At 75.0% G+C, this 18,414-nt stretch carries 16 protein-coding genes; 14 read left to right on the top strand and 2 right to left on the bottom strand.

The genetic code is table 11. The features are described 5' to 3' along the window. The first annotated feature begins 57 nt into the window (after window positions 1-57). The 8 genes from IEY99_RS11640 (at window position 58) to IEY99_RS11605 (ending at window position 7,953) form a co-directional block, all read left to right on the top strand. The gene (locus tag IEY99_RS11640) at window positions 58-315 is read left to right on the top strand and encodes a hypothetical protein (protein WP_189202359.1); all 258 of its coding nucleotides are present in this window, start codon (window positions 58-60) and stop codon (window positions 313-315) included. A 595-nt stretch (window positions 316-910) separates the two neighbouring features. Then, window positions 911-1,813, top strand: a complete 903-nt coding sequence (locus IEY99_RS11635) for a sigma-70 family RNA polymerase sigma factor (protein ID WP_189202358.1) — start codon at window positions 911-913, stop codon at window positions 1,811-1,813. A 76-nt stretch (window positions 1,814-1,889) separates the two neighbouring features. After that, the gene (locus IEY99_RS11630; RefSeq protein ID WP_229798516.1) at window positions 1,890-3,053 is read left to right on the top strand and encodes an alanine racemase; all 1,164 of its coding nucleotides are present in this window, start codon (window positions 1,890-1,892) and stop codon (window positions 3,051-3,053) included. 117 nt (window positions 3,054-3,170) lie between these two features. After that, entirely contained in the window at window positions 3,171-3,698 is a 528-nt protein-coding gene (locus IEY99_RS11625) for a hypothetical protein (RefSeq protein WP_189202354.1), read from the top strand. Then, window positions 3,695-4,675 carry a hypothetical protein gene (locus IEY99_RS11620; protein ID WP_189202352.1) on the top strand — a complete coding sequence of 327 codons (981 nt, stop codon included), beginning with the start codon at window positions 3,695-3,697 and terminating at the stop codon, window positions 4,673-4,675. Before IEY99_RS11625 ends, IEY99_RS11620 begins: the two co-directional genes overlap by 4 nt. Before the next feature lie 149 nt (window positions 4,676-4,824). Continuing rightward, complete coding sequence (locus tag IEY99_RS11615) at window positions 4,825-5,508, top strand: hypothetical protein (protein WP_189202350.1); 684 nt, start codon at window positions 4,825-4,827, stop codon at window positions 5,506-5,508. A gap of 92 nt (window positions 5,509-5,600) precedes the next feature. After that, complete coding sequence (gene aspS, locus IEY99_RS11610) at window positions 5,601-7,403, top strand: aspartate--tRNA ligase (RefSeq protein ID WP_189202348.1); 1,803 nt, start codon at window positions 5,601-5,603, stop codon at window positions 7,401-7,403. Window positions 7,404-7,458: 55 nt separating this feature from the next. Beyond that, a complete protein-coding gene (locus tag IEY99_RS11605; RefSeq protein ID WP_189202346.1) occupies window positions 7,459-7,953 on the top strand; it encodes a GyrI-like domain-containing protein in 495 nt (164 codons plus the stop codon). On the opposite strand, the gene IEY99_RS11600 is transcribed toward IEY99_RS11605, so the two are convergent. After that, window positions 7,937-8,959, bottom strand: a complete 1,023-nt coding sequence (locus IEY99_RS11600; protein ID WP_189202344.1) for a questin oxidase family protein — start codon at window positions 8,957-8,959, stop codon at window positions 7,937-7,939. The two genes, IEY99_RS11605 and IEY99_RS11600, sit on opposite strands and share 17 nt — an antisense overlap. Before the next feature lie 33 nt (window positions 8,960-8,992). Next, window positions 8,993-9,472 carry a GNAT family N-acetyltransferase gene (locus IEY99_RS11595; protein WP_189202342.1) on the bottom strand — a complete coding sequence of 160 codons (480 nt, stop codon included), beginning with the start codon at window positions 9,470-9,472 and terminating at the stop codon, window positions 8,993-8,995. Between the two features lie 58 nt (window positions 9,473-9,530). Here IEY99_RS11595 and IEY99_RS11590 point away from each other — a divergent pair, with 58 nt between their 5' ends. The 6 genes from IEY99_RS11590 (at window position 9,531) to IEY99_RS11565 (ending at window position 18,226) form a co-directional block, all read left to right on the top strand. Beyond that, on the top strand, window positions 9,531-10,094 hold the full coding sequence (locus IEY99_RS11590) for a helix-turn-helix domain-containing protein (protein ID WP_189202340.1): 564 nt from the start codon (window positions 9,531-9,533) through the stop codon (window positions 10,092-10,094). Next, entirely contained in the window at window positions 10,091-11,365 is a 1,275-nt protein-coding gene (locus IEY99_RS11585) for an MFS transporter (protein ID WP_189202339.1), read from the top strand. Before IEY99_RS11590 ends, IEY99_RS11585 begins: the two co-directional genes overlap by 4 nt. A gap of 73 nt (window positions 11,366-11,438) precedes the next feature. After that, window positions 11,439-11,648: a hypothetical protein gene (locus tag IEY99_RS11580; protein ID WP_189202337.1), complete on the top strand. Its 210-nt coding sequence runs from the start codon at window positions 11,439-11,441 to the stop codon at window positions 11,646-11,648. Between the two features lie 71 nt (window positions 11,649-11,719). Next, window positions 11,720-13,168: a replication-associated recombination protein A gene (locus tag IEY99_RS11575; protein WP_189202335.1), complete on the top strand. Its 1,449-nt coding sequence runs from the start codon at window positions 11,720-11,722 to the stop codon at window positions 13,166-13,168. A gap of 3,692 nt (window positions 13,169-16,860) precedes the next feature. Further along, the gene (locus IEY99_RS11570) at window positions 16,861-17,691 is read left to right on the top strand and encodes a hypothetical protein (RefSeq protein WP_189202333.1); all 831 of its coding nucleotides are present in this window, start codon (window positions 16,861-16,863) and stop codon (window positions 17,689-17,691) included. 76 nt (window positions 17,692-17,767) lie between these two features. Further along, window positions 17,768-18,226, top strand: a complete 459-nt coding sequence (locus tag IEY99_RS11565; RefSeq protein WP_189202331.1) for a DUF948 domain-containing protein — start codon at window positions 17,768-17,770, stop codon at window positions 18,224-18,226. Window positions 18,227-18,414 lie beyond the last annotated feature (188 nt).

The following is an 18,414-nucleotide window of genomic DNA, read 5'->3' as shown; positions in this document are numbered from 1 at the left end:
ACCGGCGCGAGCGTTAGCTGCATCACAAGCAAGTCGTCGCACATCGGGGAGTCCGACATGATCAGCACCGTTCGAGAGCTCGCGGCGGAGGCACTGTTCGTCTCCGACCTGCAGCCCTCCCAGTGCCCCAGCCGCGAAACGGTCGAAGAGACCGTCACCGCGATGATCCTGCGCCACGGCAGCGACGGATGCGCCGCCGGCGTCGCCGTCGAGTTCGGCGACCACCCGGAGGTCGCGGTCCGCCGGATGAACTGGGTCCACCGGGAGCTCCGCAACATCATGGCGGCCCAGCGCCGCCCGCACTTCGCCAGCTGACCCGGGCTCCGTCGCTCCGCCAGCTGACTTCCAGGGCGACCCGCCCTGCCGGTCGAGCCCATCGCAGCGCCGTAGACCCACAGGTCGCGGGCTGTCCCGGATCTGCCACCCGCTCAGATCCTCTGCGGTGCTCTCTGACCCAGAGAGCCGCGGCGGCCTGCCCGACCGCGGCGCCGTCAAGCCCGGCGCCCGAGCGGGCCGCCTTCTGCCGAGCGCGCCCCTGCCGGGCGCGCTGAGCCGGCCGCCCTCTGCCGGACGCTCCGCCCCCTGTCGAGCGGGCCGCCCTCTGCCGGTCGCGCCGCCCTCTGCCGGTCGCGCCGCCCTCTGCCGGTCGCGCCGCCCTCTGCCGGACGCGCCGCCCCTTGCTGAGCCCGCCGCCTCCCGAGCACGCGGCGCCCCCGAAGCGCGGCCCCTCGCGGCGCGCCACCTCGTCGAGGGCGGGTGCCGGGCGGGAGGGCCCCACAGCACCTGAGCCTTTTTGTGAAAAAACTCCATAAAAGCAACCGAGTTTGGCCGCCCCTGCACCCGTCGGCCGCAAATGTCTTCCTCATCGGCCGGTTCACCTGCCGGCCCATGTACGAGCGAGGAGGACTACGTGACCGTCACGACCGAACTCCCCGCCACCATCGGCACGACCCACGACGCGCCGTCTGCGCGCGACATCGAGGACCTCGTCCGCGAACACATGCCGATGGTGGGCCACCTGGTCCGGGAGCTGCTCAACCGCGTGCCCGGCCATGTCCACGCCGACGACCTGTCGTCCGCCGGGTTCGCCGCGCTCCTCGGTGCCGCGCGCTCCTTCGACGTGAGCCGTGGCATACCCTTCCACCGGTTCGCCGCCGTGCGGATCCGCGGCGCGCTCCTGGACGAGCTGCGCGGGCAGGACTGGGCCAGCCGTTCCGTGCGGGCCCGGGCCCGCCGTACCGCCCAGGCCCGGCAGGAGCTGACCGCCGCCCTGGGGCGCACGCCGACCGAGGCCGAGGTCGCCGAGATGCTCGGCATCGGCGTCGCGGAGCTGGCCGCCGTCGAGGACGACGTGCAGAAGGCGGCGCTGCTCAGCCTGCAGGGATTCCCCACCGGGGCGGCCGAGGAGATGGTGCCGGAGCTGTCCGAGGGACCCGAGGACCTGCTGCTCAAACGGGAGCGCCTCGGCTATCTGCACCAGGCCATCCAGGCGCTGCCGGAGCGGCTGCGCATGGTCGTCACCCAGTCGTTCCTGCAGGAGCAGCCGCTCAGCGAGGTGGCCGCCGAGCTGGGGGTGACCGAGTCCCGGATCTCCCAGCTGCGCACCGAGGCGCTGCGGCTGCTGCGGGAGGGCCTGAACAGTTCGCTGGCGCCGGAGCTGCTGACGGTGGCCGCGGGGGGCCCGCGTACGCGCAAGGGCTGCCTGCAGCGCCGCCGCAGCGAGTACTTCGCGCGGGTGGCGGAGCAGGGCAACCTGCACACCCGCCTGGCGCTGACCGACAGTCACGGCGTACCCATCGCGTTCGCCGCCTGACCGCCGCCGACGGCCGCATGGTCCGCAGTGGCCCATGCGGCCGTCCGGTGTCGGTCTCCCGTAGTAGCCTTCCATGATGCTCGATGTCCCCGACGAGTTCCTCGACTGGCGGGCGAAGGGCTTCTGGCTGCCCGAGGGGGAGGTGCCGGCCCGCGCCTTCGCCGCGGCCCGGCACCACCTCTTCGACGGTTCCTTCACCTGGCCGTTGCTGGTCGTCCGGGACTCCGCGGTACGGGCGAACATCGCCACGATGGCCGGGTACGCGGCCCGGCACGGCTTCTCCTTCGCCCCGCACGCCAAGACCACGATGGCGCCGAGCCTGCTGCAGGCGCAGCTCGAGGCCGGGGCCTGGGCGCTCACCGTGGCCACCGCGAACCAGGCCCTGGTGCTGCGGCGCCTCGGCGTGCCCCGGGTGCTCATCGCGAACGAGGTGCTGGATCCCACCGCGCTGCGCTGGCTGTCGGCGCAGGCCGCGCGCGGCTGGGAGGTGCTCGTCCAGGTCGACTCGGTGACCGGAGTGGAGCGGGTCGCCGACGCCGGTGGGCTGCGTGTACTCGTGGAGCTCGGTCATGCGGGTGGGCGCACCGGATGCCGTACGGTCGAAGCGGTCTCGCAGGTCGCCCGGGCCGCCGCCGGCGCACCCGGGGTGACCCTCGCGGGGGTGACCGCCTACGAGGGCGCCCTGCCGGACGCGGGCGCGGTCGACGCGTTGCTGGCCACCCAGGTCGAGGCGGTCCGGGCGATCGCGGAACTGCTTCCGGAAGAGGTGGTCGTCTCCGCCGGCGGCAGCGCCTGGTTCGACCGGGTCGTCAAGGCGTTCGAGGGGCAGTGGCTGGACGGGCACACCGTGCGCGCGGTCCTGCGCAGCGGGGCGTCGGTCACCCACGACGACGGCTTCTACCGGGCGCGTACGCCCTTCGGCCGCGAGCCGCAGGAGGGCTCACTGACGCCGGGGCTGGAGCTGTACGCGCAGGTCCTGTCCACTCCGGAGCCGGGCCTGGCGATCGTCGGCATGGGCAAGCGGGACGCGCCGCTCGACGAGGGTCTCCCGGTCACCGAGGTGGGCGAGGTGGTCCGCATGAACGACCACCACACGTACGTGCGCACCGCCGCGGCGGCCGTCGGCGACGTGATCCGTTTCGGACTGTCGCATCCGTGCACGGCGTTCGACAAGTGGCGGTTCATCCCCGTGGCCGACGACGCCGACGTGGTGGTGGACGTGCTGCACACGTACTTCTGATCGCGGACACTTCCGTGGGATTGACCGGCCTCGGGGACGCCATAGGCTTTTCCTAGCCTTTTCGCCCGCTGCGCGAGGCTTTGAGGAGTCCGGGTGAGTTCTGCTGATCTTCGGAATGTGATCGTCATCAGGCAGCGGGAGCTGGCCTCCCGCCACGAGGTACTGGGCCGCGAGGGGCGCGATCCCGGCCGTTACGAGGACCTGCTCCTGCGCGTCTTCGACGCCACCAACGATCTCGTCAGGGATCTCGACCGGCTCCGGGCGCGGTCCGCGCGCCGCCGCCGGGTGGTGGCCGCCGGGCTCGTTCTCGTCGCGCTCGTCGTCGCCGGGCTGGTCGCCGCCGGCGCGGTGCCGGTCTACGGGCTGATCGGCGCCGCGGTCGCGCTCGTGCTGGCGGGCACCCTCGCCGTCGTCGCCCGGGCCACCGCGCCGTCGGACAGCCCGGCCGCCGCGGAGCCCGCACCGCAGGCGCCGAGCGGAGAGCCTCCGACCGTCAAGGCGCCGGCCGGGAACGAACCGGTGCCGGCCGGGGCCCCGCGGGGATCCGACGGCCTTCCGCGACCTCGCCGCCAGGACGCGGCCCTCGCCCGGCCGGGGACGCTGCAGCGCACCGGAGCGGGTGCGTCCCGGAAGGCGGGCGCATGACGAGCACCGAGGCGCCGACCGATCTCGCCCGGGTCGCCGAGGCGCTGCGCAACGAGATCAAGCGCAAGCTCAACACCCTTCGCCTGCAGCTCACCGACGACCTTCGGGAGGTGGCGCGGGCCGCCGAGGAGCGGTCGGCGCAGCTGGCCCGGCGGCTGGACGAGGCCGACGGCCGCTTCGCGCGCCTCGCCGAGGCCCACGACGAGCTGCGCCGGCAGGCCGAGGCGGAGCTTCGCGGCGCCCGGCAGGCGATCACCCGGCTCACCGGCGAGGTCCACCTCATCGAGGGGCGGTTGCGGCTGGAGCACGGCGTACGGCCCGTCGACCTGGACGCCGTGCCGCCGGAACTGGAGGCGGTGGTCGCCCAGGTGCGCGAGGCCGAGGCGATCCGGTCCGGCATGCTCGACGACCGGACCCGCGAGGACCATCACCGCGCGCTCGACGCGTACGCGGAGCTGCGCCGTCTCGCCGCGGAGAGCCGGGCCCGCGCACTCGACGCCAGCGCCGTCCTGGCCCGCGCGCGACCCGGGCGGCGCGACTTCCGCCGGGCCGCGACGTCCTACCGGCACCATTGGCGGCGACTCGGTGCGCAGAACGCCGAGCTGGCCGCGACGCGGGACACGGTGGCGGCCGCCGAGGCGGAACTCGCCGCCGACCTGCGGCAGCAGGAGGAGTTCCGCAAGCATGAAGGCTCGGCCGCCGTCGCCGAGCTCACCGCGCACCTGAGACGGCGCATCGGCGACGCCGTCGAGACGCACGCGCTGTTCCCCTCCTGGTTCACGATCACCGAGCTCGGGCACCGGCCGAGCGCCGCCCGCGCCGCCGTGTGGTGCGACGTGGCCACCCGGGTCGCGCTCTACCGGATCACGTACGGAATCACCGACAGCGTCTCCGCGCTCGGCGAGCCGCCGGAGGGAGGCCACCGCGCCCAGCGGTACGCACAGGTCCGGGCCGCCCTGGCGGAACTGGCGGCATGACGCCGTGATGCACGGTCATCCGCTCCGGTGACCTCCCTTTTGGGGGATGGGCGTGGCCGGGCCGTGATCTTAGGGTCGGTCAGTGCCGATCTGGGGTGTTTCGCCCCGATCGCCGGTGCCCTCACGCTGTCCCGCGAGCGGAGTCGTCCATGTCGGTTTTCCGTGGCTCGAACTCGTCCACCGCCTGGCCGGAGGGTGCCGACCCGTACCCGGACGGCCCGACCGAGCGACTGGCTCCCGAATCGGACCGGTCGCCCGCGCCGCCGCCGTCGCCACGGCGCGGTGCCGTCCTCGCCGTCCTGCTCGCCATGCTCGCGTTGCTGGCCGCCGCCGGGTCCGGGCTGCTCGCCTGGCGGGCTCTGGAGCGGGCGGACCAGGCCTTCGACCGCCCGCTTGGGGCACCCTCCGGGGCCGCGCCGGCCGCCGGCGGCGCGTACGGGGAGGAGGTCCTGCGGATCCAGGCGGGCTGCACCGGCGTGACCTTCCTGGACCTCGACGAGCCGAGGGTCAACGCCGCCGGCCCGATCAGCGACCTGCGCTACGACAGCCGCTGCGGCGACGAGGCACCCCAGCTCACCCTGGCTCCCGGCGCGGTGGGCGGCAGCGACGTCGGCGACGCCGTCGTGGACGGCCCCGGCTGCGCGAAGGCCGTGCGGACCAGCCCGCTGGGCGGTGGCCTGATCGTGCCGGTCCGTACCGGGCTGGTCATGTGCGTGCTCACCGGCACCGGGACCCCGCCCACCGCGGCGACCCGGCTGGTGCGGGTGCAGGTGGACCAGGTGAGCAAGGACGGCACCGCCAGTCTGCGGGCGACCGCCTGGCCGGCCGGCTGAGCGCGGGAGTTCCGGGCCGGTGCCGGTGTCGCCCGGCGGGTGCTGACAGAATGTCGGGTGCGCCCTGTGAACCCGTGTGAGGAGACGTTTCCGTGATCCGTACCCATGACGCCGGCAGCCTCCGGGCCGACCACGCCGGCCAGTCGGTGACGCTCGCCGGGTGGGTGGCCCGCCGGCGCGACCACGGCGGCGTGATCTTCGTCGATCTGCGGGACGGCTCGGGCGTGGTCCAGGTCGTCTTCCGCGAGGAGGACGCCCACGCGCTGCGCAACGAGTTCTGCGTCAAGGTGACCGGCGAGGTCACCGCGCGCCCCGAGGGCAACGAGAACCCCGAGCTGGCCACCGGCGCGATCGAGGTGGTGGCGAGCGAGCTGGTGGTGCTCTCCGAGGCGGCGCCGCTGCCGCTGCCGGTCGACGACAACGTCGAGGCCGGCGACGACCTGCGGCTGAAGTACCGCTACCTCGACCTGCGGCGCTCCGGGCCGGCCGCGGCGCTCAAGCTGCGCAGCCGCGCCAACCACATCGCCCGCGAGGTGCTGCACGCCCGCGGCTTCCACGAGATCGAGACGCCGACCCTCACCCGGTCCACCCCCGAGGGCGCCCGCGACTTCCTGGTCCCCGTACGCCTGCAGCCCGGCACCTGGTACGCCCTGCCCCAGTCGCCGCAGCTGTTCAAGCAGCTCTTGATGGTCGCGGGCATGGAGCGCTACTACCAGATCGCCCGTTGCTACCGCGACGAGGACTTCCGTGCCGACCGGCAGCCGGAGTTCACCCAGCTCGACATCGAGATGTCCTTCGTGACCCAGGAGGACGTCATCGAGCTGGGCGAGGAGATCGTCAGCCGGCTCTGGGGCGAGCTGGCCGGCTACACCGTGCCGACCCCGATCCCGCGGATCACCTGGCACGACGCGATGAACCGGTACGGCTCCGACAAGCCCGACCTGCGCTACGGCGTCGAGCTGACCGAGCTGACCGACTACCTGCGCGGCACCGAGTTCCGGGTGTTCGCCGGCGCCATCGACGCCGGCGGCTACATCGGCGCGGTGGTCATGCCGGGCGGCGCCTCGCAGACCCGCAAGGAGCTCGACGGCTGGCAGGACTGGGCCAAGGCGCGCGGCGCCCGTGGCCTGGCGTACGTGGTCCTCGACGCCGAGACCGGGGAACCGCGCGGCCCGGTCGCGAAGAACCTGTCGGCTGCTCACCTGTCCGGTCTCGCCGACCAGGTCGGCGCGAAGCCGGGCGACGCCATCTTCTTCGCCGCGGCGACCGAGCGCCGCGAGGCCCAGGAGCTGCTCGGCGCGGCCCGCATCGAGATCGCCAAACGGGCCGGCCTGATCGACGAGTCCGCCTGGGCGTTCTGCTGGGTGGTCGACGCGCCGATGTTCGAGAAGACCGACGAGGGCGGCTGGACGGCCGTGCACCACCCGTTCACCTCGCCGAACGCGGAGTGGCTGGACCGTTTCGAGGAGGCGCCGGACCAGGCGCTGGCCTACGCGTACGACATCGTGGTCAACGGCAACGAGATCGGCGGCGGCAGCGTCCGTATCCACCGGGCCGACGTGCAGAGCCGGGTGTTCGCCCAGCTCGGCATCACGCCGGAGGAGGCACAGGACAAGTTCGGCTTCCTGCTCGAGGCGTTCAAGTACGGCCCGCCGCCGCACGCGGGCATCGCCATCGGCTGGGACCGCACCTGCATGCTGCTGTCCGGCAACGAGTCCATCCGCGAGGTCATCGCGTTCCCGAAGACCCGCGGCGGCTACGACCCGCTGACCACCGCGCCCACCCCGATCACGGCGGAGCAGCGCAAGGAGGCCGGCATCGACGCCACGCCGAAGGCCACGACGGCCATGCCCGGCACCGACGGCCAGGCCGCACCGGTCGAACGCTCCAACTGAGACGGACGCCGAGGTCCGGCGGCGCGGTGCCGCCGGACCCGTCATGATGGGTCGCATGCTGGCGGAACCCACCATCGTCGAGCGCTCCGAGCAGGTCTACGTCGGACGGCGCGAGTCCATCACCATGACCGAGTTCGCCCGCGTCGCCGACCATCTCCCCACGATGTTCGGGTGGCTGGGGGAGCAGGGCGTCGCGCCCGCCGGGGCGCCGTTCTTGCGGTACCGCGTCATCGACATGTCCGCGGAGCTGGTCGTCGAGGCCGGGATCCCGGTGCCCGGGCCGGTCGCCGTCGAGGAGCCGGTCTTCCTGGACGTGCTGCCCGCCGGGCGGTACGCGACCGTCACGCATGTCGGCCACCCGGACGAGCTCATGGGCGTCACCGCGAGCCTGCTCGACTGGGCGCAGCGGCGCGGCCTGGAGTGGGACCGGACGCCGACGCCGGAGGGCGAGGTGTGGGGTGCCCGGCTGGAGATCCTGATGACCGACCCGGCCGAGGAGCCCGACATGCACAAGTGGCAGACGGTGCTGCTCTTCAAACTGGCCGGCTGATCAGCTCGGTGGCGTGGCGCGCCGCGCCGAGCAGCGCGGGATCGCCGCTGCCTCTCCAGGCCTCGACCGCCGCGTCCGCGAACTTGATCGCATGGGCGTCGCCCGAGGCGACCGCGCCGTCGATCACGGCGTCGGCGTCGGGCGAACCCTGCGCCGTCGTGGCGGGGGAAGCCGCCGCCGGAGAGTAGGCCGCCGTCACCGCCGCGCTCGCCGCCCACGCCGCCTCCAGGCTCGGCGCGTGCAGGGCGGCCGGTAGCGCCGGGAGGGTGCGCAGGACGGCCGCCGGTGCGGTGGCGGCGTGGACGAGCATGACCGGGCTGGCGTACCCGTGGGTGGTGTGCCGGCGGACCGCCGCCGCGACGATCGCCGCGAGCCGGGCCGCCGTGGCGCCGTCGCCCGGCACCGCACCGGCGGCCCGCGGCCAGTCCGGCAGGTGGGCGAGCTGGGCGAGCCGGTTGCGGATGCCGAACCGCTGGTCCGGTACGCGGGGTACGGCGTCGAGCGCCGCCCGGGGATCGTCGCGCCGGTACGGACCGCGCCCGGCCGGCGCCAGCGGTTGCCAGCGGGCCGCCCAGTACGCGAGCCCGTCGGCGAGCTCGGCGACCCGGGCCGGCGTCTCGGCGTCGAGCAGGGCGCGCACCGCGTGGCCGGTCCGGATCACTCCGTGGGTGGCGCCGGCGGCGATGCCGGGCAGCAGCCGCGGCCACCACAGCGCGAGCACGTCGCGCCACGGCGCCCGCGTGGTCTCCCGCGCGAAGAAGTCCAGCCAGTCGCCGGTGCGTACGGGATCGCCCAGCGGGTCACGCCATTCGGCTGCCGGGATCGGCGCGATGCCGCGCGGCCGGTCCTCGAGCCGCGGCGCGTAGCGGTCCAGCCAGCGGTGCACGGCGTCGGCGCGGCCGTGGCGCACGAGCGCCTCCACCGCCATCGGGGCGTGGTTGGACAGCCAGCCGTCGCGTTCGGGGCCGGTGGGGCGCAGGCGGTGCAGGGCTTCGTCGAGGATCATGACGCCAGCCTCCGACCTGAAGCGCGGTTGAGGTCAAGGCGCCGGGACGCTCAGGCGCATCGCCGGGTCGTCGGTGCGCCGGAAGCCGAGCTCGGTGTAGAGCGGTTCGCCGTCGCGGGTGGCGCGCAGGTCGGCGACGCGGACGCCGCGGGTCGCGTACCAGCCGATCAAGGCGGTCATGCAGGCCCGCGAGAAACCCCTGCGACGGTACGCGGGGTCGGTCGCGACGTTGTACACGTACCCGCGCAGTCCGGTCGGGTCGGACGGATTCGGCAGCCGCTGGTCGACCGCGCCCACGACGCAGGCCGCGAGCCCCGGGCCGTCCGGACGGTCCACGACGAACGCGGCCAGCATGCCGAGCGGGTCGCCCAGCTGCTGGCGCAGGATCGCGATGCCGGCGTGCTCCCAGTCGCCCGGCGATGCCGGCTCGGGTCGCATGGCGTCGAGCATCACCTTGCGCAGACGGATGAGCTCCGGGGCGTCCGCCGGCGTCGCCTGTCTCGCTTCGATCATGCGGGCCATGGTTGCACAGAAATCTTGCACAATTTCCGTGCACAAGTATTGTGCAACTATGGAACAGCGCGAAGTGCATCTCGACTCCCGCCAGATCCGGGTGCTGGCCCACCCCCTGCGCTTCCGGCTGCTCGGGCGGCTCCGGCTGGAGGGCCCGGCGACGGCGACGCGGCTCGCCCGGGCGCTCGGGACCAACACCGGGGCGACCAGCTACCACCTGCGGCAGCTGGCCGAGGTCGGGCTGGTCCTCGAGGAGCAGCGGCCCGGCCGTGGCCGGGAGCGCTGGTGGCGCTCGGCGCACGACGTGTCGAGCTGGCAGCGGGACAGCTTCGCCGGCGACGCCGACGCCACCGCCGCGGCGGACTGGCTCGAAGCCTCCCTGCTGCGCGGATTCGTCGAGCAGGTCGAGGGCTGGCACCGCGTCCAGCACGACGAACCGCCGGAGTGGCGCCGGGCCAGCAGCTTCTCCGACGTCTGGCTCGACCTCTCGGCGGCGCAGCTCGACGCGCTCAACGCCGAGCTGCTCGACGTCATCGAGCGCTACCGGGCCGCCGGTCCGGCACCGGACGCCCGGCGGATCGTCTACTACCTCTACGGCATGCCGAAAGTGGACCCCTCATGAGCGGACTCACCGCCACCCGGGCCCGGCGCCGCTTCCTGCTGCTGACCGCGCTGCGCTGGCTGCCCGTCGGGCTGATGATCCCGGTGATCGTCCTGCTCCCGCTGGAGCGCGGGCTCACCCTGGCGCAGTACGGCTCGGCCGCGGCCCTGCAGGGCATCGTCGTCCTGCTGCTGGAGCTGCCGACCGGCGGCCTGTCCGACGCGCTGGGCCGGCGGCCGGTGCTGCTGCTCGCGGGCCTCGTCGACGTCGCGTCGCTGTGCGTGCTGACCATCGCCGACTCGGTCCTGCTCTTCGTGATCTTCTACCTGCTCCAGGGCGTCTACCGCGCCCTCGACAGCGGCCCCCTCGAATCCTGGTACGTCGACCAGGCCCTGGCCGCGGACGAGCACGCCGACATCGAGACCGGCCTGAGCCGCGGCGGCGCGGTGGTCGGCGTGGCCATCGCCGGCGGCGCCCTGCTCACCGGCGGCCTCGTCGCGCTCGGCCCGTTCGGCGCCGTCACCGCGCTCAGCGCGCCCGTCTACGTCGCCCTCGGCCTGCAGCTCGTCTCCCTGGCCGCGGTGGCGACGCTGATGACCGAGCCGCGTCCCCGGCGGGGGCCGGGCGCCCTGGCCGCCTCGGTCCGCGGCGTGCCGGCGGCCATCGGGGGCGCGCTGGGACTGCTGCGCCGGTCGCGGATCATCGTCGCGCTCATCGCCGTCGAGGTGTTCTGGGGCTTCGGCATGATCGCCTTCGAGAGTCTGACGTCCGTACGCCTCGCCGAGGTGCTGGGCGACGCCAACCGGGCCTCCGCGCTGATGGGACCGGTCGGCTCGGTGGCGTGGCTGGCCTCCGCCGCCGGCGCCGCGCTGGTTCCCGTGCTCGCCCGCCGCATCGGCGCGGCCTGGACCGGTTTCGCCCTGCGGATCGTGCACGGTGTCACCGTGGCCGGGATGGCCCTGCTGGCCGGGCCGGCCGGCGTCGTCGCGGCGTTCCTGCTCTGCTACGCCGTGCACGGCGCGTCCAACCCGGTGCACAGCGGGCTGCTGCACCGGCAGGTCCAGGGGCCGTACCGGTCGAGCCTCGTCTCGCTGAACTCGATGGTGGCCCAGCCGGCGGGCGCCCTCGGCCTGGTCGTCCTCACGGCGATCGCCACGCGCGCGAGCCTGGTGGCCGCGCTGCTGACCGGGGCGGTCGTCCTGGCCGCGGCCGCGCCGCTCTACCTGGTCGCGCGGCGCGCCACGCCGGAGACCGCGCCGGCCGGCGCGCCGGAGGTGGCGCCGGTGCCCTGAGGCCGGGGTTTGCGCGCGACCACCCCCGGGGTATCAGCAGGTCACGTGCTCTCACCCCCCGATGGAGGCCCCCATGCTCGCGATCGCCGCGGCCGTCGTCTTCGGCATCTACCTGCTTCTCGACCTGCTCGACGTGCAGACCTCGGACCTGTTCAACTTCAACACGTTCGCCTCCCTCGGCCTGCTGCTGCTCTCCCTCTACCTGGCCGGGGTCGGCAGCGGCCCGCGCGCCGGCACCGGCACCGGCCGCCGCTTCTACGGCCGGCGCCCCGGCCGCGGCTGACGGGTTCCTGCCGGTCCGCTCACATCGGTGTATTTCCGGCACCGTCGAGCGGGCCGGTACTGTCTGTGCCGATGGAATTCGACGGACTCTTCCCCCTGACCGGACCGGGCGGCGTCCGCACCGCGCCACCGGCGGGCGCGGAGTCCGGCTTCACCCGGCCCGCGGCCGACTCGCCGCTGCCCGTGCGGATGCGGCCCACCGGGCTGGACGAGCTCGTCGGCCAGCAGCACCTGCTCGCGCCCGGCGCGCCGCTGCGCCAGCTCGTCACCGGCAGCACGCCCATGTCGGTCATCCTCTGGGGGCCGCCCGGCACCGGCAAGACCACCATCGCGCACCTGGTCGCCGCGGCCACCGACCGTACGTTCGTGGCCATGTCCGCCCTGACCGCGGGCGTCAAGGACGTGCGCGCGGTCATCGACAAGGCCCGCCGCGAACGCCGCGCCGGAGGGTCGCCCACCGTCCTGTTCATCGACGAGGTGCACCGCTTCAGCAAGACCCAGCAGGACTCGCTGCTGGCTGCCGTCGAGGACCGCACGGTGACGCTGCTCGCGGCGACCACCGAGAATCCGTACTTCTCGGTCATCTCACCGCTGCTGTCCCGCTGCGTGCTGCTCACCCTGCGCGCCCTCGACGAGGACGACGTCCGCCACCTCATCCGCCGCGCGGTCACCGACGAACGCGGCCTGGGCGGTGCCGTCACGCTCACCGCCGAGGCCGAAGACCATCTGGTACGCCTGGCGAGCGGCGACGTCCGCAAGGCCCTGACGGCGCTGGAGGCCGCGGCCGGCTCGGCGGCCGCGCAGGGAGCCACCGAGATCGACCTCGCCACGGCGGAGAAGGCGGTGGATGTCGCCGCCGTGCGTTACGACCGGGACGGCGACGCCCACTACGACGTGACCAGCGCCTTCATCAAGAGCATGCGCGGCTCGGACCCGGACGCCGCCCTGCACTGGCTGGCCCGGATGCTCGTCGCCGGCGAGGACCCGCGCTTCATCGCCCGCCGCATCGTCATCTTCGCCAGCGAGGACGTGGGCATGGCGGACCCGCAGGCCCTGCTCGTCGCCACCGCCGCGGCCCAGGCGGTCCAGTCGGTGGGCCTGCCGGAGGCCCAGCTCAACCTGGCACAGGCGGTGGTGCACCTGGCCACCGCCCCGAAATCCAACAGCGTCACCACCGCCATCTCCGCCGCGATCGCCGACGTCCGCGCAGGCCGGGGCGGCGCCGTGCCACCCCACCTGCGCGACGCCCACTACCCCGGATCACGTGGCCTGGGTCACGGCAAGGGCTACCGCTATCCACACGACGACCCCAAGGGTGTTGTGAGGCAGCAGTACGTACCGGATGATCTGATCGGCGCGGAGTACTACACCCCCACCGAGCACGGCGCCGAGCGGGCGGTGGCGGACCGTTTGCCCCGGCTGCGCAGAATCGTCCGGGGAGCGGGCCCGTCCCCGGCCGGCCCGGCCCCCGCACCGCAACGCGACGACAGCGGCCCCGCCGCCGGAGAGGACCAGCCGTGAGCAGGCGCGGCGCCGAAAGGCCCGACGACTACGACGACCAGCGCACCGAGCAGACCGGCCGCGGACGCCGGTTGTTCGGTCGCGGCCGTCCGGAGCCGCTCGAGCAAGAGGTGCCCCGCGAGGAGACCGGCTGGCTGGACGACCTGCGCACGGCCAAGGAACAGGGCGGATCGATCGGCCCGGGCACCGCCCCGGGCGAGGCCCGCACCAGCAAGAGCGGCCGCCGCGCCCCCGGCCCCGACGACCCGGACGGCGACGACCCGTTCCCACCGGCACCGGCGTCACCACCGCCCGCCGCGGCACCGAGCTCGCCTGCGGCGCCGCGCCCCGCCGGTGGCCCGCGCCCGCCGGTCGCTCCGGCCTCGCCGGCCGGTCCCCGCGCCGCGGGCGCCTCGCGGTCGGCGGTGCCACCCGGCGCTGCGGGTGGCTCGCGGCCGCCGGTCGCCCCCGGCTCGGCGGGCGCCCCGCGGCCGCCGGCCGCTGCGGGAGTGCCCGCCTCGGGCAACGCCCCGGAGATCCCGCCCGCCGCCCGCCCCGTCTCCCCGGGAAGGCCGCCCGCCGGCCGTCCTGTCTCACCAGGTCATGCGGCCGCACCCGGCCAGCCGCTCCCCGGCCGTCCTGTCTCACCGGGCCATGCGGGCGCACCCGGCCAGCCGCTCCCCGGCCGTCCCGTCTCACCCGGTGGCGGCCCGGCATGGCGTGGTGCCGCGCCGAGGCCCGAGCAGCCGGGCCGTGGTGGCCGCCCGACGCCCGGCCAAGCCGGTCCGCTGCCTGGTCAGGCGGCTCACGCGGGTCCCATGCCGGGTCAGGCGGACCACGTCGGTTCCGTGCCGGGTCAGGCGGGCCACGCGGGTTCCATGCCGGGTCAGGGTGGCCACGCGGGTTCCATGCCCGGTCACGCCGGTCACAGGGCGGGACAGGCGGGCCCTGCTGCCGGTCGCGGTGGGCCGATGCAAGGCCGGTCGGGGCCACCGCCGCGGCACGGCGAGCAGAGCGGCCGCCACGGTCGGCTCGATCCGGAGGAGAACTCCGGCCCGATGCCGGTCGGTCGCGCGGCCACCGGGCCGATCACGCGGACCGGACCTCGTACCCGGCAGAACCCGGCGGACGCCCCCACCGGCCGCCACGGCGCGGTCGACGCCTATGCCGCGGACCAGAACGCGCCTGCCGGTCGTCACGGTGGCCAAGATGCGCCTGCCGGTCGTCACGGTGGCCAAGATGCGCCTGCCGGTCGTCACGGTGGCCAAGATGCGCCTGCCGGTCGTCACGGTGGGCAGGATGCGCCTGCCGGTCGTCACGGTGGGCAGGATGCGCCTGCCGGTCGTCACGGTGGGCAGGATGCGCCTGCCGGTCGTCACGGTGGGCAGGACGCCCCCACCGGTCGACATGGGGCAGTGGGCACGGCCTCCGGCCGAGCTGGCGGGCGGGAGGCCAGCACCGGCCGCCGTGCGGCTCCGGAGCAGTCCGGGCCGGCCGGAGGGTCCCCGCAGGCACGGGCCTCGGCGTCGGTCGTACCGCCCGTCGTGCCGGGACGTGAGGGTGTCCGCACCCCTCCGATCCCCGGTCGCGCCGGCGCGATGGCCGGGAGCACCTCAGGGGTGATCGGCACCACCGGACAGATCGCCCAGGCCGGAGGTCGCGCCGCGGGCGCGCCCACCAGGGGGACCGGTCAGGTGCCCCGCCCAGGGCAGTCCGGTCGCGCGGGGGCGGGGCAGCCGGTGTCGCCCGGCCGGCCGGGTCAGCCGCCTGCACCAGGTGACCCGTCCACCGCAGGCCACCGTTCCACCGCAGGCCAGCCCTCCACCTCACGCAACCGGTCTACGCCAGCCCGGCCGCCCTCGGCAGGCCACCCGTCTACGCCAGGCCACCCGTCTACGCCAGGCCACCCGTCTACGCCAGGCCACCCGTCTACGCCAGGCCACCCGTCTACGCCAGGCCAGCCCATGGCGAGCCGGCCGGTCTCGGGCCAGCCGTCCGCGCAGGGCCACCCGCCTGTCGGGAGCCGGCCGGTCTCGGGGCAGCCGTCCGCGCCGGGCCGCACTCCTTCGGCAAGCCGGCCGGTCTCCGGACAGCCGATCGTGGGTCAGCCGATTCCGGGACAGCCGGTGTCCCCGGGCCGACCGGGTCCTGAGTTCCCGGGGAGCGGGCGTTCCGGACCTGTTCACCCTCCACACGGACGGCTCGGTCCTGTCCGGCCCGGAGCGGGCCAGCCGGGAGCGGGTCATCCAGGACCGGGCCAGCCGGGAGCGGGTCATCCAGGACCGGGCCAGCCGGGAGCGGGTCATCCAGGACCGGGCCAGCCGGGAGCGGGTCAGCCGGGACCGGGCCAGCCCGGAGCGGGCCGGCCAGGAGCGGGTCATCCCGGAACGGGTCATCCGGGAGCGAGCCAGCCCGGAGCGGGCCAGCCGGGTCCGGGTCGTCCCGGTCGCGGTCGGCCGGGGCCCGGGCAGGGTGGCGCTCCACCTCAGGGGCGTCCGGGGCGTGGCCAGGGCGGCGCCCCGCCTCAGGGGCATCCCGGGTCCGGCCAGGATGGCGCTCCGCCTCAGGGCCGCCCCGGTGGCCAGGGCGGCGCTCTGCCTCAGGGCCGCCCCGGTGGCCAGGGTGGCGCTCTGCCTCAGGGCCGCGCCGGGCCGGGGCAGCAGGTAGCGGGACGGCCCGCCGCGGGTCGTGCCGTGCCCGGGCAGTCCGGCCGGGGTGCGACCGAGGTTTCGGGCATGGCGGGCGCCGGTGCTCCGCGCCCCACCTCGGGGGCCGGGGCGACCCGGCCGACTTCGGGGGCCGGGCCGATGGGTTCGCCTCCGGAACCGGGGACGAGGCCTACCTCGGGAGCCGGGGCGATGAGGCCTACCTCGGGAGCCGGGGCCATGCGGCCTACCTCGGGGGCTGGGCCAGTTCGGCCCGCTTTCGGCGCCGGAAACGACCGGAACTCCGGGAATACCGGAAATGTCGACATGCCAGCCGGAGGTGGAACTCCTTCGGTCGGTGGAAACAGCGCCGCGGGTCAGCCCGCGCGCAGAGCCGGAACTGCGCCAGGCACCGCAGCTTCGGGCAAGGCTGGCGTGGCGGCGAGCCCCCCGGTCTCGGGCCGGGCCGCTGCTGCGGCGAGCGCTGCGGTCCCGCCTAGGGCCGGAGGTGCGGCAAGTGCTGCGGTTCCGCCTAGGGCTGGTGGTGCGGCGAGCGCTGCGGTTCCGCCTAGGGCTGGTGGTGCGGCGAGCGCTGCGGTTCCGGGCCGGGCTGGTGCCGCGGACGGCGCTCACGCCCCGGACCGGGTCGGGAGTGCCGGCACGGCCGGAAGGGCCCGGGCTGGGAGCGCCAGTGCGGCGGGCCGCCAGGCCGGGGCCGCGGGCAGCGCCGCCGCGACCGCGGGCAGCGCCGCCGCGACCGCGGGCAGCGCCGCCGCGACCGCGGGCAGCGCCGCCCCGACCGCGGGCAGCGCCGCCGGGGCCGCCGGGAGCGCTGCCCGGGCCGTAGGGGCCGCGGGGAGCGCGGCGGGCGCCGCCGGAAACCCCGCCGGGGCCGCTGGAAGCGCCGCAGGGGCCGCCGGGAGTGCCGCAGGGGCCGCGAGGGCCGCCGGGAGTGCCGCGGGGGCCGCGGGGAGTGCCGCAGGGGCTGCGAGAGCGGTGGGGGCGAGCAGCGTCGGGGCCGCCGCGGTGCCCGGTGCTGCCCCGGCTTCCGGTGGCGGTGCCGCCCCGGTGACCGCGACTGCCTCCGTCGGTGCGGTTTCCGGGCGGGTTTCCGTACCCTCCGGCGGTGACGGCGGTGACGGCTCGCTCAGGGTGCGGGCCGCGACGGCCTCGTCGGCCGACGCGGCGGACGACGCCGAGATCTCCGGCGGTCCGCTCGGCAGCCTGCGCGTCGCCCGCTCGGAGCTGCGCAAGCAGATGCGGGCCAAGCGCCGCCTGCGGGTCATGACCCTGCTCTCCCTGAGCGTCCTGGTGCTCGGCCTGTTGCCGCTGGTGTTCGGGATCCGCGCCGCCACCCAGGACCCGGTCTTCACCTCGCTCGACGCCCTGGAGGTGCCCGAGTGGGCCGGCCGGAACGTGGACGACCAGAGCGCCGGGAGCCGGTGGTGCTTCCTCGATTGCCGGTTCCGGGAGCGGACCGCCCAGTCGGACCGGCCGTTCGAGGACACGAACCAGGTGTACTCGGCCGCGCTGAAGTCCGCCGGGTGGAAGGTGCGCAAGGGTCAGTGCACCGACCAGCCGACGACCACCGGCAAGTACACCTGCTGGAGCCGGGACGAGTTCACTCTGGACCTGTGGGTGCGCCTGCCCGAGTGCGCCGTGGACGCCGTCGCGGCGAAGGATCCGGCGACCGTTCCCTCGGCCGGGCCGGACGGGACCGTGCCCACCGCCGACCCGAAGAAGTGTGTCGGGTCGACCGTCAGCATCAAGGTGCAGAATGCGGTGATCGACGTGCGGGGCAGGCCGGAGCCCTCGGTGGATCCGTCGCTGGTCGGCGAGACGCCGGACCCGGTGCTGACGAATGATCCCCTGCTGGAGCCGACACCCTCGGCGTCGTGACGCGGACCGCGGTGACGGACGGTAGGGTCTGCACGTTGTCACGCTTAGGGGTCCGTCGGTAGAGGAGACGCGTGTAATGAACGCCGGAGCAATCGCAGGCCTGATCGCGGCGGGCGCGTTCCTGATGCTCGTGCTGGTGCTGGCCGTCCCGATCCTGAAGCTGCGCCACACCGTGGACGCGGCCACCCGGGCCATCAACGACCTGAACGACCGGACCGGTCCGCTGCTCGGCGGTGTCACCGAGACGGTGGACAACGTGAACACCGCGCTGGGCCAGGTCCAGGTCTCTTTGGACGGTGTGAACGTGCAGCTCGCGAAGGTCGACACGATGACCGAGCACGCCCAGAACGTCACGGCGAACGTCGCCAACCTGGTCACCGTCGTGTCCGCCGCCGCCGCCAACCCGCTGGTCAAGGTGGCCTCGTTCGGGTACGGGCTGCGCAAGGCCGCCGCCGCCCGCCGGCACGCCGACCAGGAGCGCGAGGTCCGCGCCGCCCTCAAGCAGCGCCGCAAGGCCGAGCGCGCGGCTCACTGACGCCGGCGGCGTCGCTCGGCACCCGGGTGCGCCGTCCGCCGAGGCCGGCGGCGCGTCGCGGACGCCCGGGCGCGCCGCCCGCCGAGCCGGCGGGGCGCCGCGGACGTCCGGGCGCGTGGCCCGTCAGGGCCGGCGGCGCGTCGCGAACATCGAGCGCCGGGAAATCAGCAGAACCGGAGCGGAAGAAC

The organism is Couchioplanes azureus, from assembly GCF_014648355.1.
Classification (GTDB): Bacteria; Actinomycetota; Actinomycetes; order Mycobacteriales; family Micromonosporaceae; genus Actinoplanes; species Actinoplanes azureus.
This window is presented reverse-complemented; position numbering and strand designations above follow the sequence as displayed.